This is a genomic window from Streptomyces coeruleorubidus, from assembly GCF_008705135.1.
Taxonomy (GTDB): Bacteria; Actinomycetota; Actinomycetes; order Streptomycetales; family Streptomycetaceae; genus Streptomyces; species Streptomyces coeruleofuscus.
In genome coordinates this window covers 4,674,071-4,698,957 of the sequence record NZ_CP023694.1, presented here as the reverse complement: position 1 = coordinate 4,698,957, position 24,887 = coordinate 4,674,071, and the positions used below count along the sequence as shown (strand labels likewise).

The following is a 24,887-nucleotide window of genomic DNA, read 5'->3' as shown; positions in this document are numbered from 1 at the left end:
GATCATTTAACCTCAATGGCTTTGGAAACCAAGGGCGTTGGGCGCTTCCATGCCAGTAGGTGTCTTGTCGGCGCGCACGGGCCTGCCAAGTGGCCGATGTTGCGAAGAGGTCTCAACTCACCTGCACGGGGGATGCGCGCCACGGCGTGCACCACCGGCGCGTAGATATATGTGCGGCGCGCCCCTGGATTCGTACGCCTTCGTACGGCGATGCCCCTGATGCCGGTGGGACGCACGAGGTCTGCGTTCGTCGCTCGGTCGTGGCTATACGCAGCGGCTCCGAATCCTCATAAGGTGAGGAGTATTGGATGTCGGCGGCGGTCATGGGCCGCCGGTCTTCACGAGGAGGACTGCGGTGAGCGAGACGAGCCCCAAGCTGCGCGCCGAGATGGAGGGGATCCCCACCTACAAGCCGGGCAAGCCGGCCGCGGCGGGCGGGCCGGTGGCCTACAAGCTGTCCTCCAATGAGAACCCCTACCCGCCGCTGCCGGGCGTGCTGGAGACGGTGACGGCGGCGGCCTGCAACTTCAACCGCTACCCGGACATGGCCTGTAGCGGGCTGATGAATGAGCTGTCCGAGCGGTTCGGCGTGCCCCTCTCCCACCTGGCCACCGGCACCGGGTCGGTCGGTGTCGCCCAGCAACTGATCCAGGCCACCTCGGGCCCCGGCGACGAGGTCATCTACGCCTGGCGGTCCTTCGAGGCGTACCCGATCATCACGCAGATCAGCGGCGCTACGTCGGTGCAGGTGCCGCTGACGTCCGGTGACGTGCACGACCTCGACGCGATGGCCGACGCGATCACCGACCGGACCCGGCTGATCTTCGTCTGCAACCCCAACAACCCGACGGGCACGGTCGTGCGGCGGGCGGAGCTGGAGCGCTTCCTCGACCGGGTGCCCGGTGATGTGCTGGTGGTGCTCGACGAGGCCTACCGCGAGTTCATCCGCGATCCCGAGGTGCCGGACGGTGTCGGGCTCTACCGCGACCGGCCCAACGTCTGTGTCCTGCGGACTTTCTCCAAGGCGTACGGCCTCGCCGGCCTGCGCGTCGGGTTCGCCATCGCCTACGAGCCGGTGGCCGCAGCGCTGCGCAAGACGGCGGTCCCGTTCGGGGTGAGCCAGCTCGCGCAGGAAGCGGCGATCGCCTCGCTGCGTGCCGAGGACGAGCTGCTCGGCCGGGTCGGCTCGCTGGTGTGTGAGCGCACCCGCGTGGTCGACGGGTTGCGCGCCCAGGGCTGGACGGTGCCCGAGACCCAGGCCAACTTCGTGTGGCTGCGGCTGGGGGAGCGCACGGTCCCGTTCGCGGAGGTGTGCGAGCAGGCGGGTGTGGTGATCCGGCCGTTCCCGGGTGAGGGTGTGCGGGTCACGGTCGGGGAGACCGAGGCGAACGACATCTTCCTGAAGGTGGCAGAAGGGTTTCGCAAGGAGCTGTAGGGCTCCGCGAGCCAGTTCAGGCGTCCAGGAGCCAGGGGAGGGCGAGGGCCTCGCCGTCGGTCCAGAAGGCGACGGTGCCGGGCTCGACGACCTCCCTGGCGCCTGTTTCACGTGAAACCGACACTCCTGTGTCGAAGTACACCCCCTTGCCCCAGGTGCGCGCTGTCTAGACGAGGGGCAGTGCCTTGGCTAGGGCCTGACTGTGACGGGGGAGACAGGGGACCCCCTCCAGGGCTCGAAAGTCCGTGCTGCATAATGGCTTGTGAATGTGAACGCTTTCACAAGCGTATGTAAGGAGCGGCGACGTGGACCTCGCTTTGGCGCCGGAGACCCTGGCGCGATGGCAGTTCGGCATCACCACCGTCTACCACTTTCTGTTCGTCCCCCTGACGATCTCGCTGGCCGCCCTCACGGCCGGACTGGAGACCGCCTGGGTGCGGACGGAGAAGGAGAAGTACCTCCGGGCGACGAAGTTCTGGGGCAAGCTCTTCCTGATCAACATCGCGATGGGTGTGGTCACCGGCATCGTGCAGGAGTTCCAGTTCGGCATGAACTGGTCCGACTACTCACGCTTCGTCGGTGACGTCTTCGGTGCGCCGCTCGCCTTCGAGGCCCTGATCGCCTTCTTCTTCGAGTCCACCTTCATCGGCCTGTGGATCTTCGGCTGGGACAAGCTGCCGAAGAAGATCCACCTGGCCTGCATATGGATGGTCTCCATCGGCACGCTGCTGTCCGCCTACTTCATCCTTGCCGCGAACTCGTGGATGCAGCACCCGGTCGGTTACCGGATCAACGAGGAGAAGGGCCGGGCCGAGCTCACCGACTTCTGGCTGGTGCTGACCCAGAACACCACGCTCAACCAGGTCTTCCACAGCTTCTCCGCGGCGTTCCTGACGGGCGGCGCCTTCATGGTGGGGATCGCCGCCTTCCACCTGCTGCGCAAGAAGCACATCCCGGTGATGCGGACCTCCCTCCGGCTCGGCCTGGTCACCGTCGCCGTCGGCGGCCTGCTCACCGCGGTCAGCGGGGACACCCTGGGCAAGGTCATGTACGAGCAGCAGCCGATGAAGATGGCCGCTGCCGAAGCGCTGTGGGACGGCGAGAAGCCGGCGCCCTTCTCGGTGTTCGCGTACGGGGACGTCGACAAGGGCCACAACAAGGTCGCCCTGGAGATACCCGGCCTGCTCTCCTTCCTGGCCCACAGCGACTTCGAGTCGTACGTGCCGGGCATCAACGACACCAACAAGGCCCTCCAGGAGAAGTTCGGCCCCGGTGACTACAAGCCCATCGTCCCGGTCGCCTACTGGGGCTTCCGCTGGATGATCGGCTTCGGCATGGCGTCGTTGGCGATCGGCCTGCTGGGGCTGTGGCTCACCCGGAAGAAGTTCCTGCTGCCGGCAGCCTGGCGGACCGGGGAGGACGAGGTACCGCATCTGGTCCTGTTCCGGAAGCCGCTCCGGCCGCGACTCACCCGCCTGTACTGGCTGGTGGCGGTCTGGACGATGGCCTTCCCGCTGATCGCCAACTCCTGGGGCTGGATCTTCACCGAGATGGGCCGCCAGCCGTGGGTCGTCTACGGCTTGTTCCAGACGCGGGACGCGGTCTCCCCCGGTGTCTCCCAGGCCGAGGTCATCACCTCGTTGATCGTCTTCACCACGCTGTACGCCATCCTCGCCGTCATCGAGGTCAAGCTGCTGGTCAAGTACGTCAAGGCGGGCCCGCCGGAGCTCACCGAGGCCGATCTCAACCCGCCCACGAAGATCGGCGGCGACTCCCGTGACGCCGACAAGCCGATGGCCTTCTCGTACTAGGCCGAGGGAGCTGCACAGTCATGGAACTGCACGACGTCTGGTTCGTCCTGATCGCCGTCCTGTGGACCGGCTACTTCTTCCTGGAGGGCTTCGACTTCGGGGTCGGTGTGCTCACGAAGCTGCTCGCCCGCAACCGGCCCGAGAAGCGGGTATTGATCAACACCATCGGCCCTGTCTGGGACGGCAACGAGGTATGGCTGCTCTCGGCGGGCGGCGCGACCTTCGCCGCCTTCCCCGAGTGGTACGCCACGCTTTTCTCCGGCTTCTACCTTCCGCTGCTGCTCATCCTGGTCTGCCTCATCGTCCGGGGTGTGGCCTTCGAGTACCGCGTCAAGCGGCCCGAGGAGAACTGGCAGCGTAACTGGGAGACGGCGATCTTCTGGACTTCGCTGATCCCCGCGTTCCTGTGGGGTGTGGCCTTCGGCAACATCGTGCACGGCGTGAAGATCGACCAGGAATTCAACTACGCCGGCGGCGTCCTGGACCTGCTCAACCCGTATGCGCTCCTGGGCGGACTCGTCACGCTGGCGCTGTTCACCTTCCACGGAACGGTGTTCGTCGGGCTCAAGACCGTCGGGGAGATCCGGGAGCGGGCGCGGAAACTGGCGCTGCGCGTCGGTCCGGTGACCGCCCTGCTGGCCCTCGCCTTCCTGCTGTGGACGCAGTCCGACCGGGGCGACGGGGCGTCGCTCGTCGCGGTGATCGCGGCCGTGGCGTCGCTCGTCGTGGCGCTGGTCGCGGCGCGGGCGAGGCGTGAGGGCTGGGCCTTCGCCCTGTCGGGGCTCACCATCGTGGCCACGGTGGCGATGCTCTTCCTGACGCTGTTCCCGAACGTCATGCCGTCGACGCTGAACCCGGACTGGAGCCTGACGGTCACCAACGCCTCGTCCAGCCCGTACACGCTGAAGATCATGACCTGGTGCGCGGCGATCGCCACTCCGGTCGTGATGGTCTACCAGGGCTGGACGTACTGGGTGTTCCGCAAGCGCATCGGTACGCAGCACATCGCCGAGACCGTGCACTGAGGTGTGTTTCACGTGAAACCAATCGATCCGCGTCTGCTCCGGTACGCCCGTGCCACCCGGGTCTTCCTGGTGGCGGTCATCGCCCTCGGGGCGATCGGGGCGGGGCTGGTCATAGCGCAGGCGATGCTCATCGCCGAGATGGTGGTCGGCGCGTTCCAGCACCGCATGGCCGTGTCCGAACTCGCCACTCCCCTGCTGCTCTTGACTGCTGTCGCGGCCGGTCGGGCGCTGGTCGGCTGGCTCACCGAGCTTGCGGCGCACCGGGCGAGCGCGGCGGTGAAGTCCGAGCTGCGGGGGCGGTTGTTGGAGCGTGCCGCTCAGCTGGGGCCGGGGTGGCTGAGCGGGCAGCGGACCGGTTCGCTGGTCGTTCTGGCCACCCGGGGTGTCGACGCCCTCGACGACTACTTCTCGCGGTACCTGCCGCAGTTGGGTCTCGCGGTGGTCGTGCCAGTGGCGGTGCTGGCGCGGATCGTCACCGAGGACTGGGTCTCCGCGGCCATCATCGTGGGCACCCTGCCGCTCATCCCGGTCTTCATGGTGCTGATCGGCTGGGCCACCCAGTCGAGGATGGACCGTCAGTGGCAGCTTCTGTCGCGGCTGTCCGGTCACTTCCTGGACGTCGTCGCGGGGCTGCCGACGCTGAAGGTCTTCGGGCGGGCCAAGGCGCAGGCCGAGTCGATCCGGCGAATCACCGGCGAGTACCGGCAAGCGACCATGCGGACGCTGCGGATCGCCTTCATCTCCTCCTTCGCGCTGGAGCTGCTCGCGACGATCTCGGTGGCTCTGGTCGCCGTGACGATCGGCATGCGGCTGGTGCACGGCGAGATGGACCTGTACATCGGCCTCGTCATCCTGATCCTGGCGCCGGAGGCGTATCTGCCGTTGCGGCAGGTCGGGGCGCAGTACCACGCGGCGGCGGAGGGACTCGCCGCGGCGGAGGAGATCTTCGAGGTCTTGGAGACGCCCGTTCCGGCGTCCGGTTCCGGGGCCGTGCCGGCGGGTGCGCTGGCCTTCGAGGGAGTGACCGTCCGCTACCCGGGGCGGTCGACGGACGCTGTGTCGGACGTGTCCTTCACCGTCGAGCCCGGTGAGACGGTCGCGCTGGTCGGGCCGAGCGGCGCCGGCAAGTCGACGCTGCTGAACGTTCTGCTCGGGTTCGTGTCACCGGCCGAGGGCCGGGTGCGGGTCGGGGGAGCCGACCTCGCCGACGTGGACCCGGAGCAGTGGCGGTCCCGGATCGCGTGGGTGCCGCAGCGGCCGCATCTGTACGCCGGGACGATCGCCGAGAACGTACGGCTGGCGCGGCCCGAAGCCGACGACGACGCCGTACGGCGGGCGCTGCGGGACGCCGGGGCGCTGGAGTTCGTGGACGCGCTGCCCGAGGGTGCGGACACCGTGCTCGGCGAGGACGGGGCCGGGCTGTCCGCCGGGCAGCGACAGCGGCTCGCGCTGGCCCGGGCGTTCCTCGCGGACCGGCCCGTGCTGCTGCTCGACGAGCCGACGGCCGCGCTGGACGGGGCCACCGAGGCCGAGGTCGTGACGGCGGTACGGCGGCTGGCGGCCGGGCGGACGGTGCTGCTGGTGGTGCACCGGCCGGCGCTACTGGGCGTGGCCGACCGGGTGGTGCGTCTGGCGGAGCCCGGGACCGCCCCGGTGCCTGTCGCGTCTTCCCCGGTGCCTGGCGGGTCCTCCGCGGTGTCTGTGCTGTCTTCCCCTGCGCCTGTCGCATCCGCCGCGGTCCGGAATCCCGGAACGGATTCCGCCGAGGCCGAGTCGCCCGCCGCGGTCTCTCCGGCCGAGCCGGATGGACGGCCCGCTTCGGGCGGGGTTCTCGCGCGCGTCCGCGCCATGTCCGGTGCCCGGCGCGGGCGGCTGGGACTCGCGTTGCTGCTCGGGAGTCTGGCGCTCGGGAGTGCCGTAGGGCTCATGGCCACCTCCGGGTGGCTGATTTCGCGGGCCTCGCAGCAGCCGCCCGTGCTGTATCTGATGGTGGCCGTGACGGCGACGCGGGCCTTCGGGATCGGCCGGGCCGTGTTCCGGTACGCCGAGCGGCTGGTCTCGCACGACGCCGTGCTGCGGATGCTGGCGGACACCAGGGTCGCGGTGTTCCGCAGGCTGGAGCGGCTGGCGCCCGCCGGACTGCGCCGGACCCGCCGGGGCGATCTGCTGTCCCGGCTGGTCGCGGACGTGGACGCGTTGCAGGACTACTGGCTGCGGTGGCTGCTGCCGGCCGGGGCGGCCGTCGTCGTGTCGGCCGCGTCCGTCGGGTTCACGGCGTGGCTGCTGCCCGAGGCCGGGGCCGTGCTCGCGGCCGGGCTGCTGGCGGCGGGAGCGGGCGTGCCACTCGTCACGGGGGCCGTCGCGCGGCGGGCCGAGCACCGGCTGGCGCCCGCCCGTGGGGTGCTCGCGACGCGGGTGGCCGATCTGCTCACGGGAACCGCGGAACTGACCGTCGCGGGTGCCCTCCCGGCGCGGACCGCCCAGGCACGCGAGGCCGACGGGGTGCTCACCCGGATCGCCTCGCGCGCCGCCACCGCCACGGCACTCGGCGACGGGCTCACCGCGCTGATCTCCGGCCTGACCGTCACGGCCGCCGCCCTGGTGGGCGCGCAGGCGGTCGCGGCCGGGCGGCTGGACGGCGTGACCATGGCCGTCGTCGTGCTCACCCCGCTGGCCGCCTTCGAGGCCGTGCTCGGGCTGCCGCTCGCCGTGCAGTACCGGCAGCGGGTACGCCGGAGCGCCGAGCGGGTGTACGAGGTGCTGGACGCCCCGGAGCCCGTGGCGGAGCCCGAGCAGCCCCGGCAGGTGCCCGCATCGCCGTTCCCGGTCGCCGTCCAGGGGCTGGCCGCGCGGCACGCGGGGCAGGACCGGGACGCGCTCGCCGGACTGGATCTGACCCTCGAGGAGGGCCGCCGGGTCGCCGTGGTCGGACCCTCCGGCTCCGGCAAGACGACGCTGGCACAGGTGCTGCTGCGCTTCCTCGACGCGGACGCGGGTTCCTACACGCTGGCGGGTGTGGACGCGTACGCGCTGCACGGCGACGACGTACGACAGCTCGTCGGGCTGTGCGCGCAGGACGCGCACCTCTTCGACAGCTCGCTGCGCGAGAACCTGCTGCTCGCCAAGAAGGACGCCACCGAGGACGAACTGCGTGCCGCGCTCGGCCGGGCCCGGCTGCTGGACTGGGCCGCCGGCCTGCCCGGCGGGCTCGACACTCTGGTCGGCGAGCACGGGGCGCGGCTGTCGGGAGGGCAGCGACAGCGGCTCGCGCTGGCCCGGGCACTGCTCGCCGACTTCCCCGTCCTGGTGCTCGACGAGCCCGCCGAACACCTGGACCTGCCGACCGCGGACGCACTCACCGCCGACCTCCTGGCCGCCACCGAGGGCCGCACGACGCTGCTCATCACGCACCGGCTGGCGGGTCTGGAGGCGGTGGACGAGGTGATCGTGCTGGACCAGGGGCGTGTCGTGCAGCGCGGGGCGTACGCGGAGCTGGTGGCCGTGGACGGGCCGTTGCGGGAGATGGCCGAGCGGGAGGCGGCATCGGAGTCGTTGGTGGGCGTGCCTTAGCGGGGCCACGACCGGCGCCGCACTGAGCCGTTCGGGGCAACCGGTCCCCCAGCCGTACGACGTGAACAGGGTCCGGCCGGCCGGTCTGGGCGACGATCACTGACATGCGCTCATATCGCCGCCACCGGCTGCTCGTTCCGGTTCTCTTGTGCGCCTTGGCGGTCCTCGCGGCCCGGCCGACGGCGGCGCTCAAGGAACCCGGGAGCGGCACCGGCGGGGACGCGGGCCTCAGCGCCGAAGTGGCGCGGCTGTACGAGGAGGCCGCGGTGGCGACGCAGCAGTACGAGGCCGGTCGCGAGGAGGCCGAGGAGCAACGGGCCAGAGCCCAGCGGGCCGAGGAGCTTCTGGACGGTCAGCGACGGCACATCGCGGCCCTGCACGAGGACCTGGGCAGGATCGCCCGCGCCCAGTACCGATCCAGCGGTGGCCTGCCGGTGGCCGCGCAGATGATCCTCGCCGACGGTCCCGATGACTTGATGCGAGGTCAGCACGCCTTCTCGCAGACGAATCTCGCCGTGAACAACGCGATCTCCAAGAGCCGCCGGGCCGAGGCACGGCTCGCCGCGGACGAGGCCAAGGCCGCGGCCCACTGGCAGGCTCTGGAGAAGCGAAACGCGCAACTCGCCGGGCTCAAAGCCGACATCGAGCAGAAGCTGGAAACGGCACGCTCGCAGCTCCAGGGGCAGGCGGACGCCTCGGTCGCAGCCGGGGCGTGCCGTGGGGCCGTGCGCCTCGACCAGCCGGAGACGGCCTTCACGAGCGCGTGGGTCGCGCCCGTGGAGACGTACGAGCTGTCCGCGTCCTACGGCAGCGGCGGTGCGCGGTGGTCCAGCAGGCACACCGGGCAGGACTTCGCGGTGCCGATCGGCACGCCGGTGCGGGCCGTGGGCGAGGGCCGGGTGGAGAAGGTGTCCTGCGGAGGGCCCTTCGGCATCGAGATCGTGCTCAGGCACGCGGGTGGCTACTACACGCAGTACGCCCATCTCGCGGCCGTCGCGGTCGACCAGGGAGAGCACGTCAGCCCCGGCCAGTGGATCGGCCAGTCGGGCAGCACGGGCAACTCCACCGGACCGCACCTGCACTTCGAGGCCAGGGTCACGCCGGAGATGGGCTCGTCCGTCAACCCGGTGTCATGGCTGGCGGCACGAGGGGTGTCGCTCTGACCCCGGCGAGAGCCGCACACAGTCGAACCACAGCCGGCCACTGCCACAGCCAGCCCCTGCCACAGCCAGCCGCAGCCGAGCCGCAGGCCGTAGCCGCCGCGACGGCTACGGCAGTTCCGTGAGCAGCCGCTCGATCACGACCGCCACCCCGTCCTCGTTGTTCGCGACCGTCCGTCCCGAGGCCGCGGCGACCACGTCCGGGTGGGCGTTGCCCATCGCGTAGGACCGGCCCGCCCAGGTCAGCATCTCGACGTCGTTCGGCATGTCGCCGAAGGCGACGACCTGCTCGTGCGAGATGCCGCGCTCGGCACAGCACAGGGCGAGCGTGCTGGCCTTCGACACATCGGGACCGCTGATCTCCAGCAGGGCGCTGGGGCTGGACCGGGTCACGTTGGCGCGGTCGCCGATGGCGAGCCGGGCCAGGGTCAGGAAGGCGTCGGGATCCATCTCGGGGTGGTAGGCCAGGATTTTCAGCACCGGCTCCCCGGCCGCGCGGTGGTCCGGCGACAGCAGTTCCTCCGCCGGGGCGAGGCTGTCGGGGGTCTCCATGTGCAGCTTCGGATAGGCCGGCTCCTGGTAGAAGCCGTACGTCTGCTCGACCGCGTACACCGTGCCCGGAGCCGCATCACGCAGCAGGCGTACGGCGTCCAGCGCGTTCGCCCGCTCCAGCTCCCTTACCTTCACGAACCGGTGGGAGCCGGGGCCGCCGTGCAGGTCGACCACGGCGGCGCCGTTGCCGCAGATCGCCAGGCCGTGGCCGTGCACGTGGTCGCTGACGACGTCCATCCAGCGGGCCGGGCGGCCCGTGACGAAGAAGACCTCGATGCCCGCCTCTTCGGCGGCGGCCAGCGCGGCCACCGTGCGCGGGGACACCGACTTGTCGTCGCGCAGCAGGGTGCCGTCGAGGTCGGTGGCGATCAGCCGCGGGGGGAGGGTACCGGCCGCGGTTTCGGGCTGTCGGGTCGCTGAGGTCACCCGGTCATTGTCCCGCATATGCCTGCACGGGCGTGCGGGAGTCCGCACAGGTGAGTGGATACCGTTCTCACCAGGAACGTCCCGAAGGCATCACCGCAACTGCGCCGGCGCCTCTATGGCGATCTGCTCGAACGCCTTCTCGTCCGTCGCGAAGGGAGAGTCGGGGATGGGCCAGTGGATCACGATCTCCGTGAAGCCCAGCTCCATGTGCCTGCCGACGAAGTCGACGAAGGCGTCCAGGGACTGGAGAGGACCGCCACGGTCCGGCGTGAATCCGGTGAGCAGGACCCTGTCGAGGTCGGTCATGTCCCGGCCGATTTCGGCACAGATGTCGCCGAGCTTCTCCGCCTGCCCGCGGATGGCCTGAATCGACTGTTCGGGGGTGCCGTTCTCGTACAGCTTGGGGTCACCGGTGGTCACCCACGCCTGCCCGTACCGGGCGGCGAGCCGCATCCCGCGCGGGCCGGTCGCGGCCACCGCGAACGGCAGCCTGGGGCGCTGCACACAGCCGGGGATGTTCCGTGCCTCGTGGGCCGAGTAGAAGTCGCCCTCGTACGACACCGCGTCCTCGCTGAGCAGCCGGTCGAGCAGCGGGACGAACTCGGCGAAGCGATCGGCGCGCTCGCGCGGGGTCCATGGCTCCTGGCCGAGCGCCGTGGCGTCGAAGCCCGAGCCGCCCGCCCCTATGCCGAGAGTGACCCGCCCGCCGGAGATGTCGTCTAGGGAGATCAGCTCCTTGGCGAGGGTCACCGGGTGCCGGAAGTTCGGCGAGGTCACCAGGGTGCCCAGCCGCAGCCGGTCGGTGACGGTCGCGGCGGCGGTGAGGGTCGGTACGGCGCCGAACCAGGGGCCGTCCCGGAAGGTGCGCCAGGACAGGTGGTCGTAGGTGTATGCGGTGTGGAAGCCGAGCTGCTCGGCACGGGTCCATGCCGCACGGCCGCCTTCCTGCCAGCGGCGGTAGGGGAGGATCACGGTGCTCAGACGCAGACTCATGGCATCGAGCCTAAGGGAGCGTTGCGGGTGACCCGTGTTTCACGTGAAACAGTCACCGTGCGCGGCTCGCCCCGCACAGCACGTCAGCGAGGCCCGGGAAGGCGCAGATACCGCGCCGGTACAGCCTGGGTCAGCCACACGCCGTTCGCGCTCACCTGGAAGACATGGCCGTCGCGATGCATGGCGGCCGCGTCCACGGTCAGCACGACAGGCCGGCCACGGCGGGCGCCGACGCGGGTCGCCGTCTCCCGGTCGGGTGAGAGACGCACGGCGTGTCGGTTCATCGGCCTGAGTCCCTCGGCCCGGATCGCGTCCAGGTTGCGGGCGACGGTGCCGTGGTAGAGGTAGGCGGGCGGGGTCTCCGTCGGCAGCCCGAGGTCGACCTCGACACTGTGGCCCTGGCTGGCGCGGATCCGGGTGCCCTCGACAGCGAAACGTCGTTTGTCGTTGGTGGCGACGACGTGGTCCAGTTCGGCGCGGGTGAAGGGGAAGCCATGTGCGGCGGCTGCGGCGATCAGCGTGTCGATCTCGACCCAGCCGGCTTCGTCCAGTGCCAGCCCGATTCTCGCCGGCTGATGGCGCAGATGCTTCGAGAGGTACTTCGACACCTTCACGGTGCGTCTTTCGTCCATCCCCTCAGGGTGCGGGAGAGACCTGAATCACGCGATCGAGTTTCCTCTTGGAGGTTTGATCCACAGCCAAGTGGTGTTATCCACAGCGGAATTGGCGATTCTGTGGACAACTGGCCCTCGTATCAAGCGGCTTGGGGTCACATCGGCGGCTTCACCCGCGCGATCCTCCGCAGCGCCCCCGGGGCGAACCGCGACAGCCAGCGCGCGCTCCGTGCCTCCGGCGTGACCGGGACCACCGCGTCATTGCGTACCACCGCCCGCACGATCGCGGCGGCGACCTTCTCCGGCGGGTAGTTCCGCAGCCCGTAGAGACGGGCGGCACGCTGCTGGAGCCGCTTCTCCTCGCCGGCGTCGACCCCGGCGAAGTGCGCCGTGGACGTGATGGCGGTGTTGACGAAGCCCGGGCAGACCGCCGTCACACCGATCCCCTGCCCGGCGAGTTCCGCGCGCAGGCACTCGCTGAGCATCAGCACGGCCGCCTTGGAGGTGCTGTAGGCGGGCAGTGCCCGGGACGGCTGGTACGCCGCCGCCGACGCCACGTTCACGATGTGGCCGCCCTGCCCGCGCTCGGCCATCCGCCGGCCGAAGAGCCGGCAGCCGTGGATCACACCCCACAGGTTGACGTCGAGGACCTTTTTCCAGTCCTCCGGCGTGGTGTCGAAGAAGGAACCGGACAGTCCGATCCCGGCGTTGTTCACCAGGACGTCCACCACCCCGTACTCGGTGGTGACCGTCTCGGCGAGTTTCTCCATGGCCTGCTCGTCGGAGACGTCGACCGTCTCCGCCCAGGCCTCGGGAGCGCCCGCCAGGCGGGACGACTCGGCGGTGCGGGCCGCCGCCTCCGCGTTCCGGTCGACGGCCACCACGCGCGCGCCGGCCTGGGCGAACGCCAGCGCCGTCGCCCGCCCGATGCCGCTGCCCGCCCCGGTGACCAGCACGAGCTGCCCGCCGAACCGCTCGGCGTGCCTGCCGCTCGCCATCACCGGGGACCGGCCGCTCTCGACGGACGTCACGAACTCCTCGATCCACGAAGCCAGCTGATCCGGACGGGTCCGTGGGATCCAGTGCCCCGCCTGGACGGTCCTGCGGGTCAGCTGCGGAACCCACTGCTCCAGTCCGTCGTGGAGCCGCTCCGACAGGAACCGGTCCTCCAGGGGCGTCACGATCTGCACGGGCGCGTGGGCGTACGCGTCCGTGCGCGGCCTGCGCAGCCGGGACCGGACGTTGTCCCGGTACAGCCAGGCCCCGTGTGCCGCGTCCGACGGCAGGGACGAGGTCGGGTAGTCGCCCCGGGGCACCTTCTCGACACGCTCCAGCACCCGGGGCCAGCGCTTGCCGAGCGGGCCGCGCCAGGCCAGCTCGGGCAGCACGGGCGTCTGCAGCAGGTACACGTACCAGGACCTGGCGCCCTGCCCGAGGAGCTGGCCGACCCGGCGCGGGGTGGGCCGCCGCACACGGCTGTTGATCCAGTGGCCGAAATGGTCCAGGGACGGCCCGGACATGGAGGTGAAGGAGGCGATGCGGCCCTCGGTGCGCCGCACGGTGGTGAACTCCCAGGCCTGCACCGAGCCCCAGTCGTGCCCGACCAGGTGCACCGGCCGGTCCGGGCTGACCGCGTCCGCGACCGCCAGGAAGTCGTCCGTCAGCTTCTCCAGCGTGAACCCGCCCCGCAACGGCCGCGGCGCCGTCGACCGGCCGTGGCCGCGGACGTCGTACGCCACCACGTGGAAGTGCTCGGCGAGACGCGCGGCGACCTCGGACCAGACCTCTTTGCTGTCGGGGTAGCCGTGCACCAGGACGACCGTCGGCCGCCGCGGATCACCCACCTCCGCCACGCACAGCTCGACTCCGCCGGTCCGCACCCGGCGCTCCCGCGCGCCCGTGAGCAACGTCATCCGGCGAATCTGGCAGTTGTTAGAGACATCGTCAATAGGGCGCTCCCGGGCGTGGTAACTCTCAAGAACCAGGTCCCCTAAGGGCCCGTACTACTCCAGGCTGACTCGAAAGCAGCTCTGCGGAGTGACGACCGCCACGCTTGCGGCCCCTACCTTCGAAGCGTGACTGTGATCGCGACCGAAAGCCTGAGCAAGCGGTTCCCCAGGGTGACCGCGCTTGACCGGCTCTCCGTGGACGTCGGGCCCGGTGTGACCGGACTCGTCGGAGCCAACGGAGCCGGCAAGTCCACACTGATCAAGATCCTTCTGGGTCTTTCCCCCGCCACCGAGGGCCGCGCCGAAGTGCTCGGCCTCGATGTCGCCACCAAGGGCGCCGACATCCGCGAGCGGGTCGGCTACATGCCCGAGCACGACTGCCTGCCGCCGGACGTCTCGGCCACCGAGTTCGTCGTCCACATGGCGCGCATGTCCGGCCTGCCGCCCACCGCCGCACGGGAGCGCACCGCCGACACCCTGCGCCACGTCGGTCTGTACGAGGAGCGCTACCGTCCCATCGGCGGCTACTCGACCGGCATGAAGCAGCGCGTGAAGCTCGCGCAGGCGCTCGTCCACGACCCGCAGCTGGTCTTCCTCGACGAGCCGACCAACGGCCTCGACCCGGTCGGCCGCGACGAGATGCTCGGCCTGATCCGCCGGATCCACACCGACTTCGGCATCTCGGTCCTGGTCACCTCGCACCTGCTGGGTGAACTGGAACGCACCTGCGATCACGTCGTGGTCGTCGACGGCGGCAAGCTCCTGCGCTCCAGCTCCACCACCGACTTCACCCAGACCACGACGACCCTCGCGATCGAGGTGACCGACACCGACGAGCACCCGGACGGCACCCGCGCGGTGCGCGAAGCGCTGCACGCGCGCGGGGTGAGCGTCGAGGACGGCAGCGGCCTGCCGGGCGCCGGCCACATCCTGCTGCTCACCGCCCAGGGCGAGGAGACGTACGACCTGGTCCGGGACGTGATCGCGGATCTCGGACTCGGCCTGGTGCGCATGGAGCAGCGCAGGCACCACATCTCCGAGGTCTTCACGACCAGCGACCAGCACGAGCAGCGGAAGGAGGCGGTCGGCCATGGCGGTTGAGCACTCCACGGGGACATCCGCCCCGGCGCCGGGTGACCAGACCCGCATCCACAACATCGGCTACCGCAGCTACGACGGCCCCCGGCTGGGCCGCGCCTACGCCCGCCGCTCCCTGTACTCGCAGTCCCTGCGCGGCTCCTACGGCCTCGGCCGCTCGGTCAAGTCCAAAGTGCTGCCCATGCTGCTGTTCGTGGTGATGTGCGTGCCCGCGGCCATCATGGTCGCCGTCGCGGTCGCCACCAAGGCCAACGCCCTGCCCCTGGACTACACGCGCTACGCGATCGTCATGCAGGCGGTCATCAGCCTGTACGTCGCCTCGCAGGCGCCCCAGTCCGTCTCGCGCGACCTGCGCTTCAAGACCGTGCCGCTGTACTTCTCGCGGCCGATCGAGACCGCCGACTACGTCCGCGCCAAGTTCGCGGCGCTGGCCTCGGCGCTGTTCATCCTCACCGCCGGTCCCCTGCTGGTGCTCTACGTCGGCGCGCTGCTGGCCAAGCTCGACTTCGCCGACCAGACCAAGGGATTCGCACAAGGACTGGTCTCCGTGGCACTGCTCTCCCTGCTGTTCGCCGGCATCGGCCTGGTCATCGCGTCCTTCACCCCGCGCCGCGGCTTCGGCATCGCGGCCGTGATCGCCGTGCTGACCATCACCTACGGCGCGGTCTCCACCCTCCAGGCCATCGCCGACGCACAGGGCAGCGGCGACGCCGTGCCGTGGATCGGACTGTTCTCGCCGATCACGATCGTCGACGGTGTGCAGTCCGCGTTCCTGGGCGCGACCTCCGCCTCCCCCAGCGGGGTTGGCCCGAGCACCGCCGAGGGCGTCGTCTACGTCCTCGTCGCCCTGGGCCTCATCGCGGCGAGCTACGGCCTCCTGATGCGCCGCTACAAGAAGGTGGGACTGTGACCACGCTCTCCATCGACCACGTCTCCCGCTGGTTCGGCAACGTGGTCGCCGTCAACGACATCACCATGACCGTCGGCCCCGGCGTCACCGGCCTGCTCGGCCCCAACGGCGCCGGAAAGTCCACCCTCATCAACATGATGGGCGGCTTCCTGGCGCCCTCCACCGGCACGGTCACCCTCGACGGCCAGCCGGTGTGGCGCAACGAGCAGATCTACAAGCAGATCGGCGTCGTCCCCGAGCGGGAGGCGATGTACGACTTCCTCACGGGGAAGGAGTTCGTCCTCGCCAACGCCGAGCTGCACGGCCTGGGCGCCAAGGCGGCCCAGAAGGCGCTCGCCACGGTCGAGATGGAGTACGCGCAGGACCGCAAGATCCAGACGTACTCCAAGGGCATGCGCCAGCGCGTGAAGATGGCCTCCGCCCTGGTCCACGACCCGTCCCTGCTCCTGCTGGACGAGCCCTTCAACGGCATGGACCCGCGCCAGCGCATGCAGCTCATGGACCTGCTGCGGCGCATGGGCGACGAGGGCCGCACGGTGCTGTTCTCGTCCCACATCCTCGAAGAGGTCGAGCAACTCGCCTGGCACATCGAGGTCGTCGTCGCCGGCCGGCACGCCGCCAGCGGTGACTTCCGCAAGATCCGACGCCTGATGACCGACCGGCCGCACCGCTATCTGGTGCGTTCCAGCGACGACCGTGCCCTCGCGGCCGCGCTGATCGCCGACCCGTCGACGTCCGGCATCGAGGTCGACCTCGCCGAGGGCGCGCTGCGCATCCAGGCCGTCGACTTCGGCCGCTTCACGGCCCTGCTGCCGCGGGTGGCCAGGGACCACGGCATCCGGCTGCACACGGTCTCGCCGTCCGACGAGTCCCTCGAGTCCGTCTTCTCGTACCTCGTCGCGGCGTAGGAGGCCCTGATGTACGACCCCACAGTCGCCCGGCTCACCTACCGGGCCCTGCTCGGCCGGCGCCGGGCCCTCATCCTCGGAGCCCTGCCGCTGCTGCTCGTCGCCATCTCGGTGGTGGTGCGCTTCCTCGCCGGGGCGGACGACCAGACGGCGGCGGATCTGCTCGGCGGCCTCGCCCTCGCCACGATGGTGCCGATCATCGGCGTCATCGCCGGGACCGGCGCGATCGGGCCGGAGATCGACGACGGCTCGGTGGTGTACCTGCTGTCCAAGCCGATCAAACGGCCGACGATCATCTTCACCAAGCTGATCGTCGCGATCGCGGTGACGATGGTGTTCTCCGCGGTGCCGACGCTCGTCGCGGGCTTCATCCTGAACGGCAACGGCCAGCAGATCGCCGTGGCCTACACGGTGGCGGCACTCGTCGCGTCCATCGCCTATGCGGCCCTGTTCCTGCTGCTCGGCACGGTCTCCCGGCACGCGGTGGTGTTCGGGCTCGTCTACGCGCTGGTCTGGGAGGCCCTGTTCGGCTCCCTGGTGCAGGGTGCGCGCACGCTGAGCGTCCAGCAGTGGGCGCTGGCCGTGGCCCAGAAGGTGTCCGGCGCCGACATGGTGACCTCGGATGTCGGCCTCACCACGGCGACGGTCCTGCTGGTGGCCGTCACGGTGCTGGCCACCTGGTTCGCCGGTCAGAAGCTGCGTTCGCTGACACTCGCCGGCGAGGAGTGACGTGCCCCGGCCTTGACGGGGGCTTCACCCCCGTCAGGGCACACTGGGCGAACGGTATGTAGGGATATCGCACGGAAGTTGGACGGCTGGGAGGGACGGGGATGGCGGGCGAGAGGGCTCAGTACGACGACCAAGGGCAGTCGGGATCCGGGTCCGGTGACGACGCGTGGGACGACCTCGTCCTGGACGACGCCTTCATACACTCCGCCGAGACCTCCGAGCCGTCCGCCCGCGCCCGGATGCTCGCCGCCCGCTGGCGGCGCGACGAACCGGAGCCACAGCCCTGGCGCTCCGACGAGCCGCCCGCGGGCTGGTTCTTCAGCAAGGCCCGGCGGCGCAGGTGGCGCAAGCGCTGACCGGCCCCGTCCGACCGCCGGTTTAATCGGTGGCGTCCTTTTCGCCCGGCAGGCAGAGTGGTCGTGTTCCTGCCGGACGAGGAGTCCGGCGTCACGTTCTGGGAGAGGAGCCGGACGATGTCCATGCACGGCAGTACGTCCAGCTCCCGTCAGGGCAGCCCGCGGCGGGTTCCGGAGTGATCGCTACCCCTCCGTAGAGCCCGCCCCACACGGGGAGCTGCCCGGGGCGGCCGCTTCGAGCACGCGAATCGAACGTCGCGTGAGGCCGCCCACCCGGAGGATTGGCCGAGTGGTAAGGCACTGGCTTGCGCTGTGTTCGATTCAAAGCGAGTCATGGTCGGGCCTGGAAAGCCCGCGCACGTTCGATCCGTGCATCCTCCGCCGCACACGCGACACGAAGGCTCAGCCCAGCAACCGCTCCAGCACCACCGCGATACCGTCCTCCTCGTTCGAGGACGTCACCTCGTCGGCGACCGCCTTCAGTTCCTCATGGGCGTCCGCCATCGCGACACCGTAGGAGGCCCAGGCGAACATCGGTATGTCGTTGGGCATGTCGCCGAAGGCGATCGTGTCGGCCGCCTTCACCCTGAGCCGACGGGCCGCCAGGGACAGGCCGGTCGCCTTGGACAGGCCCAGGGGCAGGAGCTCGACGATGCCCTCGCCCGCCATGACGACGCTGACGAAACCGCCGGCGGTGCGCGTGGCCGCCGCGCACAGCTCGTCGTCCGACAGCGTCGGGTGCTGGATGTACAGCTTGTTCAGGGGGGCGGTCCACAGGTCCGACGCGTCCGTGAACGGCGTCGCGGGCAGGTTGCCGTGGGCCGCGTAGCCGGGACCCACCAGCACCTCGCCGTCCAGGCCGTCGCGGCTCGCCGCCAGATACAGCGGGCCGACCTCCGCCTCGATCTTGGCCAGCGCCACCCCGGCCAGCTGCCGGTCCAGCGTCACCGACGTCAGCAGCCGGTGGGCGCCGGCGTCGTACACCTGCGCGCCCTGGCCGCAGACGGCCAGCCCCTGGTAGCCGAGGTCGTCGAGGATGTGCCGGGTCCACGGGACCGCGCGGCCGGTGACCACGATGTGCGCGGCGCCCGCCGCGGTGGCCGCCGCGAGCGCGTCACGCGTGCGTGCAGACACCGACTCGTCGGAACGCAGCAGCGTCCCGTCGAGGTCGGTGGCGATCAGCTGGTACGGGAAACCGGTGGTCACTTGGCCACCGGCTCCAGGACCTCCCGGCCGCCCAGGTACGGACGCAGCACCTCAGGCACCCGCACCGAGCCGTCGGCCTGCTGGTGGTTCTCCAGGATCGCCACGATCGTGCGGGGCACGGCGCACAGCGTGCCGTTGAGCGTGGCCAGCGGGCGGACCTGCTTGCCCTCACGGACACGGATCGACAGGCGGCGGGACTGGAACTCGGTGCAGTCCGAGGTCGAGGTCAGCTCGCGGTACTTGCCCTGGGTCGGGATCCACGCCTCGCAGTCGAACTTGCGGGACGCCGAGGCGCCCAGGTCGGCGCTCGCCACGTCGATCACGCGGTACGGCAGCTCCAGCGAGGTCAGCCACTGCTTCTCCCACTCCAGCAGCCGCTGGTGCTCGGCCTGCGAGTCCTCCGGAGCGACGTAGGAGAACATCTCGACCTTGTCGAACTGGTGCACCCGGAAGATGCCCCGGGTGTCCTTGCCGTGCGAGCCGGCCTCGCGGCGGAAGCAGGGCGAGAAGCCCGCGTAGCGCAGCGGCAGCTTCTCGGCGTCGAGGATCTCGTCCATGTGGTACGCCGCGAGCGGCACCTCGGACGTGCCGACCAGGTAGAGGTCGTCGTTGGCGAGGTGGTAGACGTCCTGGGCGGCCTGGCCGAGGAAGCCGGTGCCCGCCATGGACTGGGGGCGGACCAGGGCCGGGGTCAGCATCGGAGTGAAGCCGGCCGCGGTGGCCTGGGCCATCGCCGCGTTCACCAGGGCGAGCTCGAGCAGGGCGCCCACGCCCGTCAGGAAGTAGAAGCGCGAGCCGGAGACCTTGGCGCCGCGCTCGACGTCGATCGCGCCGAGGATCTGGCCGAGCTCCAGGTGGTCCCTGGGCTCGAAGCCCTCGGCGGTGAAGTCGCGGATGGTGCCGTGCGTCTCCAGGGTGACGAAGTCCTCCTCGCCGCCCACGGGCACGTCCGGGTGGACGAGGTTGCCGAGCCTCTGGAGCAGCTCCTGGGTCTCGGCGGCGGCCGCGTCACGTTCCGCGTCGGCGGCCTTGACGTCGGCGGCGAGCTGGCCCGCCTTCTTCAGCAGCTCGGCCTTCTCGTCTCCGGAGGCCTTGGGGATGAGCTTGCCGAGCGCCTTCTGCTCGGCGCGCAGCTCATCGAAGCGGACGCCGGACGACCTGCGCCGCTCGTCGGCAGACAGGAGGGAGTCGACGAGCGCGACGTCCTCTCCACGGGCGCGCTGCGACGCGCGCACACGGTCGGGGTCCTCACGGAGCAGGCGAAGGTCAATCACGCGGTCAAGGCTACCGGTGTGGGATGACCGCCCACGACTCACTATTCCGGCTGTCGCTTACGTACCGCTATGGGGTAATTGCGCGCAGTGTCAATAAATCGACCACCTCTCCCCGGAACGAGGCATCCGCAGGGCGCTGCATTGACTCGAATCCCTTGTGAGGAGCGGGACTTGGGGCCCGGTTGTCCACAGGGGTTCACACTCGCCGAAGAGTTATCCACAGGCTGTGTGGAAGATCTGTGGACTTCGGAATTGATCACTCCGGAAGGCCCGTCCGCACCGAAGAATTCCCGATACAAACCCGCTCCACCCTCACTTTCGAGTGGAAATGGGTCACTCCAAAGAGTTACCCAAGGGAAAACGGTGGACGAAGGGTGACCTGCCCGTCGATGGACACATCAGGGGCCTGTAGGGCGATTTGTCGACTGACCCACGCTTCGTTGTCGACTTGTCCCCAGGTCGAGAAGCGGACCTGTGGATAACTTCTGTGGATAACGACAATCACCAGGTACGACCGGCCTGAAGCCCGCCGGGAACCGGTTTTAGAACCGGCCGTCCTGGCACCGCGCCACCCAGTCCGCCGCCGACACGAACTCGTCGTCCGACGTACCCGGCCGCGGCGGCTGCACATCCCCGGGCTGCATGTCCGCGCGCGGGTAGGAACCGAGGTAGCGCACTTGGAGGCAGATCCGCTTGAGGCCCATCAGGGCCTCGGCCACCCGGCGGTCGGAGATATGGCCCTCGGCGTCGACGCAGAAGCAGTAGTTGCCGATGCCCGCGCCGGTGGGCCGGGACTGGAGCAGCATCAGGTTGATGCCGCGGGTGGCGAACTCGCCCAGCAGGTCGCGCAGGCCGCCGGGGTGGTCGTCACGCTGCCACAGCACGACGGAGGTCTTGTCCGCGCCGGTCGGCGCGGCGGGCCGGGCGGGCCGGCCGACCAGCACGAACCGCGTCTGGGCGTTCTCCGCGTCATGGATCCCGGTCTCCAGGGCTTCCAGGCCATAGCGGGCGGCCGCGAACTCGCCGGCGAAGGCGGCGTCGTACTGGCCCTCCTGGACCAGCCGGGCGGCGTCCGCGTTCGAGGCGGCCGACTCCCAGTGGGCGTCCGGGAGGTGCTTCTTCAGCCAGTTGCGCACCTGCGGCTGGGCGGCCGGGTGGGCGGAGACCGTCTTGATGTCCGACAGCTTCGTGCCCGGGCGGACCAGCAGCGCGAAGGTGATCGACAGCAGCACCTCGCGGTAGATCATCAGCGGCGCGCCGGCGACCAGCTCGTCGAGGGTGGTGGTGATGCCGCCCTCGACGGAGTTCTCGATCGGCACGAACGCGGCCTCGGCCTCCCCGGTTCGCACCGCGTCGAGCGCGGACTGGACGGACACGTACGGGATGAGTTCCCGGGTGGCGGTCTCGGGAAGCGTGCGCAGGGCGACTTCCGTGAAGGTGCCCTCGGGACCGAGATACGCATAGCTCGCTGGCATGACCTCACCCTAATGGGCTCGCGGAAGCGCTCTCCCCGACAACCCACTCAGAGATTAAATCTCACCCCTCCAGCAATTCCTGTCCCACATACTCGCCCTCGGCGGCCCCACCGGGCACCGCGAACAGGCCGCTCGACTCGTGCCGGATGAACTGGGACAGGGCGTCGCCGCGGTCGAGCTTGCGCTGCACCGGCACGAAGCCGCGCAGCGGATCGGCCTGCCAGCAGATGAAGAGCAGGCCCGCGTCGGGGACGCCGTCCTGGTCGATGCCGTCGTGGAAGGAGAACGGGCGGCGGAGCATCGCGGCGCCGCCGTTCTGGTCGGGCCGCGTGATCCGGGCGTGGGCGTTGATCGGGACGACGAGGTTGCCCTTGGCGTCCGTCTTCTCCAGGTCCATCGCGGTCGTCTCGGTGCCGCCGGACAGCGCCGCCCCGTCGGACTTGCGGCGGCCTATCACGTCCTCCTGCGCCTTGACGGAGAGCTTCTCCCAGTCGTCCAGGAGCATGCGGATCCGGCGTACGACGGCGTAGGAGCCGTTCGCCATCCAGGCCGGTTCGCCCTTCTCCGGCACGAAGATCCGCTGGTCGAAGTCGGCCTCGCTCGGCTTCGGATTGCGGGTGCCGTCGATCTGGCCCATCAGGTTGCGGGCCGTCATGGGGTGGGCGGTGGCGCCCGGCGAGCGGTTGAAGCCGTTCATCTGCCAGCGGACCCGGGCCGCCGAGCCCGCGTCCTTCTGGATCGCGCGCAGGGCGTGGAAGGCCACGAGGGCGTCGTTGGCGCCGATCTGCACCCACAGGTCGCCGTTGCTGCGTTTCTTGTCGAGGTGGTCGGAGGAGAACTCGGGCAGCGGGTCCAGGGCGGTCGGCCGCTGCTTCTCCAGGCCGGTCCTGCCGAAGAAGCTGTGACCGAAGCCGAAGGTGATCGTCAGTGACGAGGGGCCGGCGTCGCGGGCCACGTCGGTGTCGTCGTGGGCACTCGGCTCGCCCGCCATCAGCCGCCGGGCCGTCTCCGACCAGCGGCGCAGCAGGGCGGCGGCTTCCTTGCGGCCGGCGCCCGCCGCCAGGTCGAAGGCGACGAGGTGGCCGCGGGCCTGGAGGCCGTCGGTGATGCCGGGCTGATGTTTCCCGTGAAACATCGCATGGTCGGTGCCGAGCGAGGTGAGGGGAGCGGCGGCCTGGGTGGGGGCGGCGGCGTATCCGAGGGCCGCGCCTGCCGTGCCGAGTACGAGCCCGGTGGCACCGGCGGTGCCGAGCAGACGTCGCCGTGAGATGCCCTCGTCGGCCGGGCCCCCCTCGGTCTCCGCCGGGGCGGTGCGGTGAGTGCGGGCTTCCGGAATGGACTGGTCAGCCATGGTGGTTCAGCCGATCTGCGCGTTCTTGGAGACGGTCACCTCGTCGATGTCGGAGGTCCGCACGGTCACGTCGACCTTCCAGTCGCCGGCCATGGGGATCTGCACTCCGTTCGCCGACCAGTGTCCGGTTGCGATGTGGTCCGGGACGACGGGCAGCGGCCCGATGCCCTTGGCTTTCAGGGTGAAGTCGACCTTGACCTCGGGGATGTCGAAGGCCTGGCCGTCGGGTCGCTCGACGTAGACGTGCATCTCGTTGCCGCCCACGCGTGCGGGGTCGAGGTCGACGGTGACGATGCCCTTGCCGTTCTCGCCGCCGGTGTCGAAGGGCATGTTCAGGGTCAGGGCCCCGGAGGTGCCCGTGTCGGGCGAGGTGGACGCGGAGGACGAGGTGGCGGCCTTGGCGTCCTGCTCCGTGCGTCCCGGCTCGGTCTGCGTGAGGACGGTGGTGACGGCGAGCAGGACGACCGCGACACCGGCCTCGGCGAGCACGGAGCGGCGCAGGCCGAAGCGGTTCGGGTCGGCGTCCCGCAGCCGCTTCTGAAGGGCGGCGTCCCGGGCGGCCCGCTGCCGGGCGAGCTGCGCGGCCCGCTCGGTGTCGGCGGGTCGGGAATCGGGCTGCTCGCTGGAGTCGGTGTCGGTGGGTCCGGAATCGGGCTGCTCGCCGGAGTCGGCGTCGGGGTCGGTGCCCGCCACGGAGTCCGTGTCGGTCCGGTCATCACCGGTCACCTCGGGCTCCGCGTCACCGGAGGCCTCAGCCCCTGCTCCGACCCGCGCCTTCTCCCGCTCGGCGGAAACCGGCACCGTCTCCGCCAGCCGCCCCGTCCACCGGCGTGAGATCCACGCGACGCCGACCAGGACGGCCACGAGGGCGATCTTGGCGAGGAGCAGCTGTCCGTAACGGGTGTCGGTGAAGGCCGACCAGGAGCCGAGCTGGCGCCAGGACTGGTACGTCCCGGTGGCGATCAGGGCGAGGACGCTGCCGAAGGCGATGCGGGAGAAGCGGCGTACGGCCGACGCGTCGACGGGCGCGTCGGCGGGTGCCCGGTACAGGGCGACGAGCAGTGCGCCCAGCCCGCCGAGCCACGCGGCGACGGCGAGCAGATGGACGACGTCGACCGGCATGGCGATGCCCGCCTGGAGTCCGACCGAGGCGTGCTCGGACATCGCCCAGCTAGCCGCGAGCCCGGCCGCCACGACGACGCCGCCGATGGCGAGCCCGAAGGTCAGGTCCCGCTTCTCCTGTGGGTCCTCGCGCTTGTCGTACGCACCGAACAGCACGGCGATGAACAGCGCCGCCGCGGCGAGCAGCAGCAGCCGGGACACCAGGGCCGCGCCGGTCTTGGTCTGGAGCACCTGCCCGAGCAGGGACAGGTCGAAGATGTCGGCGACCTTCCCGGAGCCGGTGAAGGAGCCGCGCAGGAGCAGCAGGGCGAGGGTCGCGGCGGTGAGCGTGAGCCACCCGGAGACGACGAACCGCTGCACGGGCCGCACTCCGGAGCCGCGCGGCCAGCAGGCGAGGACGAAGGCGGCGCCGCCGGCCATCACGATGAAGCCGGCGTAGGAGACGTACCGTCCGAAGCCGTACAGCCAGCCGACCACGCCGTCGTCGGTCGCCTGATCGGAGACCGTCACGGACGTCTTGGACGGGGCGCCGATGGAGAAGGTGTAGGCACCGGCGACGGGGTGGCTGTCCGCGGACACCACCTGGTAGGCGACCGTGTAGGTGCCGTCGGGCAGGCCGGAGTGGAGCCGCACGGCGTACGTCGTGCCGCTGACGTTGGACGGCTCGCCCGCGTCCACGCGTTTGCCCTCGGGGTCGAGGACGCGCAGCGAGTCACCGGACATCGCGACCTGCTCGGAGAAGGTGAGCGAGATCCGGGCCGGGGCCTTGTCGACCACCGCCCCCTGCGCGGGGTCGCTGCCGGTCACCGCGGCGTGCGCGGAGGCCGGAGCGGCGCCGGCGAGGAGTGCGCAGGCCGCGGCCAGGAGCAGCAGCACCACGGTCCGGACGCGGGGGGCGATGGTCTGCGTCACAGGGGTCCCTC

20 protein-coding genes and 1 tRNA gene are annotated in these 24,887 nt (G+C 70.5%); 11 read left to right on the top strand and 10 right to left on the bottom strand.

The window, feature by feature from the left end:
* The first annotated feature begins 355 nt into the window (after window positions 1–355).
* Entirely contained in the window at window positions 356–1,435 is a 1,080-nt protein-coding gene (hisC, locus tag CP976_RS21735; protein WP_150481880.1) for a histidinol-phosphate transaminase, read from the top strand.
* 16 nt (window positions 1,436–1,451) lie between these two features.
* Here hisC and CP976_RS44690 read toward each other — a convergent pair whose 3' ends face one another.
* The gene (locus tag CP976_RS44690; RefSeq protein ID WP_373304858.1) at window positions 1,452–1,559 is read right to left on the bottom strand and encodes a hypothetical protein; all 108 of its coding nucleotides are present in this window, start codon (window positions 1,557–1,559) and stop codon (window positions 1,452–1,454) included.
* 181 nt (window positions 1,560–1,740) lie between these two features.
* Here CP976_RS44690 and CP976_RS21725 point away from each other — a divergent pair, with 181 nt between their 5' ends.
* The 4 genes from CP976_RS21725 to CP976_RS21710 all read left to right on the top strand — a co-directional run bounded on the left by CP976_RS21725 (window position 1,741) and on the right by CP976_RS21710 (window position 9,004).
* Window positions 1,741–3,246 (top strand): cytochrome ubiquinol oxidase subunit I, encoded by a 1,506-nt coding sequence (locus CP976_RS21725; protein ID WP_150481879.1) that lies wholly within the window; start codon window positions 1,741–1,743, stop codon window positions 3,244–3,246.
* 20 nt (window positions 3,247–3,266) lie between these two features.
* Entirely contained in the window at window positions 3,267–4,271 is a 1,005-nt protein-coding gene (gene cydB, locus CP976_RS21720) for a cytochrome d ubiquinol oxidase subunit II (protein WP_150481878.1), read from the top strand.
* Window positions 4,272–4,283: 12 nt separating this feature from the next.
* Window positions 4,284–7,841 carry a thiol reductant ABC exporter subunit CydD gene (gene cydD, locus CP976_RS21715; protein WP_150481877.1) on the top strand — a complete coding sequence of 1,186 codons (3,558 nt, stop codon included), beginning with the start codon at window positions 4,284–4,286 and terminating at the stop codon, window positions 7,839–7,841.
* A 104-nt stretch (window positions 7,842–7,945) separates the two neighbouring features.
* A complete protein-coding gene (locus CP976_RS21710; RefSeq protein ID WP_150481876.1) occupies window positions 7,946–9,004 on the top strand; it encodes a M23 family metallopeptidase in 1,059 nt (352 codons plus the stop codon).
* Window positions 9,005–9,109: 105 nt separating this feature from the next.
* On the opposite strand, the gene CP976_RS21705 is transcribed toward CP976_RS21710, so the two are convergent.
* The 4 genes from CP976_RS21705 to CP976_RS21690 all read right to left on the bottom strand — a co-directional run bounded on the left by CP976_RS21705 (window position 9,110) and on the right by CP976_RS21690 (window position 13,499).
* A complete protein-coding gene (locus CP976_RS21705) occupies window positions 9,110–9,997 on the bottom strand; it encodes a Cof-type HAD-IIB family hydrolase (RefSeq protein ID WP_190146863.1) in 888 nt (295 codons plus the stop codon).
* Between the two features lie 72 nt (window positions 9,998–10,069).
* Complete coding sequence (locus CP976_RS21700; RefSeq protein WP_150481874.1) at window positions 10,070–10,972, bottom strand: LLM class flavin-dependent oxidoreductase; 903 nt, start codon at window positions 10,970–10,972, stop codon at window positions 10,070–10,072.
* A gap of 83 nt (window positions 10,973–11,055) precedes the next feature.
* Window positions 11,056–11,604, bottom strand: a complete 549-nt coding sequence (locus CP976_RS21695; RefSeq protein WP_150481873.1) for an RNA 2'-phosphotransferase — start codon at window positions 11,602–11,604, stop codon at window positions 11,056–11,058.
* A 137-nt stretch (window positions 11,605–11,741) separates the two neighbouring features.
* Window positions 11,742–13,499: an SDR family oxidoreductase gene (locus tag CP976_RS21690; protein WP_150481872.1), complete on the bottom strand. Its 1,758-nt coding sequence runs from the start codon at window positions 13,497–13,499 to the stop codon at window positions 11,742–11,744.
* Between the two features lie 168 nt (window positions 13,500–13,667).
* Here CP976_RS21690 and CP976_RS21685 point away from each other — a divergent pair, with 168 nt between their 5' ends.
* The 6 genes from CP976_RS21685 (at window position 13,668) to CP976_RS21660 (ending at window position 17,917) form a co-directional block, all read left to right on the top strand.
* On the top strand, window positions 13,668–14,636 hold the full coding sequence (locus CP976_RS21685) for an ABC transporter ATP-binding protein (protein WP_150485441.1): 969 nt from the start codon (window positions 13,668–13,670) through the stop codon (window positions 14,634–14,636).
* On the top strand, window positions 14,626–15,543 hold the full coding sequence (locus CP976_RS21680; RefSeq protein ID WP_150481871.1) for an ABC transporter permease: 918 nt from the start codon (window positions 14,626–14,628) through the stop codon (window positions 15,541–15,543). The genes CP976_RS21685 and CP976_RS21680 overlap by 11 nt, the downstream gene beginning before the upstream one ends.
* Complete coding sequence (locus CP976_RS21675; RefSeq protein WP_150481870.1) at window positions 15,540–16,451, top strand: ABC transporter ATP-binding protein; 912 nt, start codon at window positions 15,540–15,542, stop codon at window positions 16,449–16,451. Before CP976_RS21680 ends, CP976_RS21675 begins: the two co-directional genes overlap by 4 nt.
* Before the next feature lie 9 nt (window positions 16,452–16,460).
* A complete protein-coding gene (locus CP976_RS21670) occupies window positions 16,461–17,180 on the top strand; it encodes an ABC transporter permease subunit (protein ID WP_150481869.1) in 720 nt (239 codons plus the stop codon).
* A gap of 101 nt (window positions 17,181–17,281) precedes the next feature.
* On the top strand, window positions 17,282–17,536 hold the full coding sequence (locus CP976_RS21665; protein WP_150481868.1) for an SGM_3592 family protein: 255 nt from the start codon (window positions 17,282–17,284) through the stop codon (window positions 17,534–17,536).
* 275 nt (window positions 17,537–17,811) lie between these two features.
* Window positions 17,812–17,917: transfer RNA gene (locus CP976_RS21660), tRNA-OTHER, on the top strand.
* A 21-nt stretch (window positions 17,918–17,938) separates the two neighbouring features.
* Here CP976_RS21660 and CP976_RS21655 read toward each other — a convergent pair.
* The 5 genes from CP976_RS21655 to CP976_RS21635 form a co-directional block, all read right to left on the bottom strand.
* On the bottom strand, window positions 17,939–18,742 hold the full coding sequence (locus tag CP976_RS21655) for an HAD family hydrolase (RefSeq protein WP_150481867.1): 804 nt from the start codon (window positions 18,740–18,742) through the stop codon (window positions 17,939–17,941).
* Window positions 18,739–20,016 carry a serine--tRNA ligase gene (gene serS / locus CP976_RS21650; RefSeq protein ID WP_150481866.1) on the bottom strand — a complete coding sequence of 426 codons (1,278 nt, stop codon included), beginning with the start codon at window positions 20,014–20,016 and terminating at the stop codon, window positions 18,739–18,741. The genes CP976_RS21655 and serS overlap by 4 nt, the downstream gene beginning before the upstream one ends.
* A gap of 542 nt (window positions 20,017–20,558) precedes the next feature.
* Complete coding sequence (gene pheA / locus CP976_RS21645) at window positions 20,559–21,491, bottom strand: prephenate dehydratase (protein WP_150481865.1); 933 nt, start codon at window positions 21,489–21,491, stop codon at window positions 20,559–20,561.
* A gap of 61 nt (window positions 21,492–21,552) precedes the next feature.
* Window positions 21,553–22,842, bottom strand: a complete 1,290-nt coding sequence (gene efeB / locus CP976_RS21640) for an iron uptake transporter deferrochelatase/peroxidase subunit (protein ID WP_150481864.1) — start codon at window positions 22,840–22,842, stop codon at window positions 21,553–21,555.
* 6 nt (window positions 22,843–22,848) lie between these two features.
* The gene (locus tag CP976_RS21635; RefSeq protein ID WP_150481863.1) at window positions 22,849–24,876 is read right to left on the bottom strand and encodes a copper resistance CopC/CopD family protein; all 2,028 of its coding nucleotides are present in this window, start codon (window positions 24,874–24,876) and stop codon (window positions 22,849–22,851) included.
* Window positions 24,877–24,887: the final 11 nt, after the last annotated feature.

Coding starts and splice junctions, on each gene's coding strand:
- cydB (WP_150481878.1), top strand. CDS start 3,267: ATGGAACTGCACGACGTCTGGTTCGTCCTGATCGCCGTCCTGTGGACC.
- CP976_RS21710 (WP_150481876.1), top strand. CDS start 7,946: ATGCGCTCATATCGCCGCCACCGGCTGCTCGTTCCGGTTCTCTTGTGC.
- CP976_RS21705 (WP_190146863.1), bottom strand. CDS start 9,997: ATGCGGGACAATGACCGGGTGACCTCAGCGACCCGACAGCCCGAAACC.
- CP976_RS21700 (WP_150481874.1), bottom strand. CDS start 10,972: ATGAGTCTGCGTCTGAGCACCGTGATCCTCCCCTACCGCCGCTGGCAG.
- CP976_RS21695 (WP_150481873.1), bottom strand. CDS start 11,604: ATGGACGAAAGACGCACCGTGAAGGTGTCGAAGTACCTCTCGAAGCAT.
- CP976_RS21690 (WP_150481872.1), bottom strand. CDS start 13,499: ATGACGTTGCTCACGGGCGCGCGGGAGCGCCGGGTGCGGACCGGCGGA.
- CP976_RS21680 (WP_150481871.1), top strand. CDS start 14,626: ATGGCGGTTGAGCACTCCACGGGGACATCCGCCCCGGCGCCGGGTGAC.
- CP976_RS21670 (WP_150481869.1), top strand. CDS start 16,461: ATGTACGACCCCACAGTCGCCCGGCTCACCTACCGGGCCCTGCTCGGC.
- CP976_RS21665 (WP_150481868.1), top strand. CDS start 17,282: ATGGCGGGCGAGAGGGCTCAGTACGACGACCAAGGGCAGTCGGGATCC.
- pheA (WP_150481865.1), bottom strand. CDS start 21,491: ATGCCAGCGAGCTATGCGTATCTCGGTCCCGAGGGCACCTTCACGGAA.
- efeB (WP_150481864.1), bottom strand. CDS start 22,842: ATGGCTGACCAGTCCATTCCGGAAGCCCGCACTCACCGCACCGCCCCG.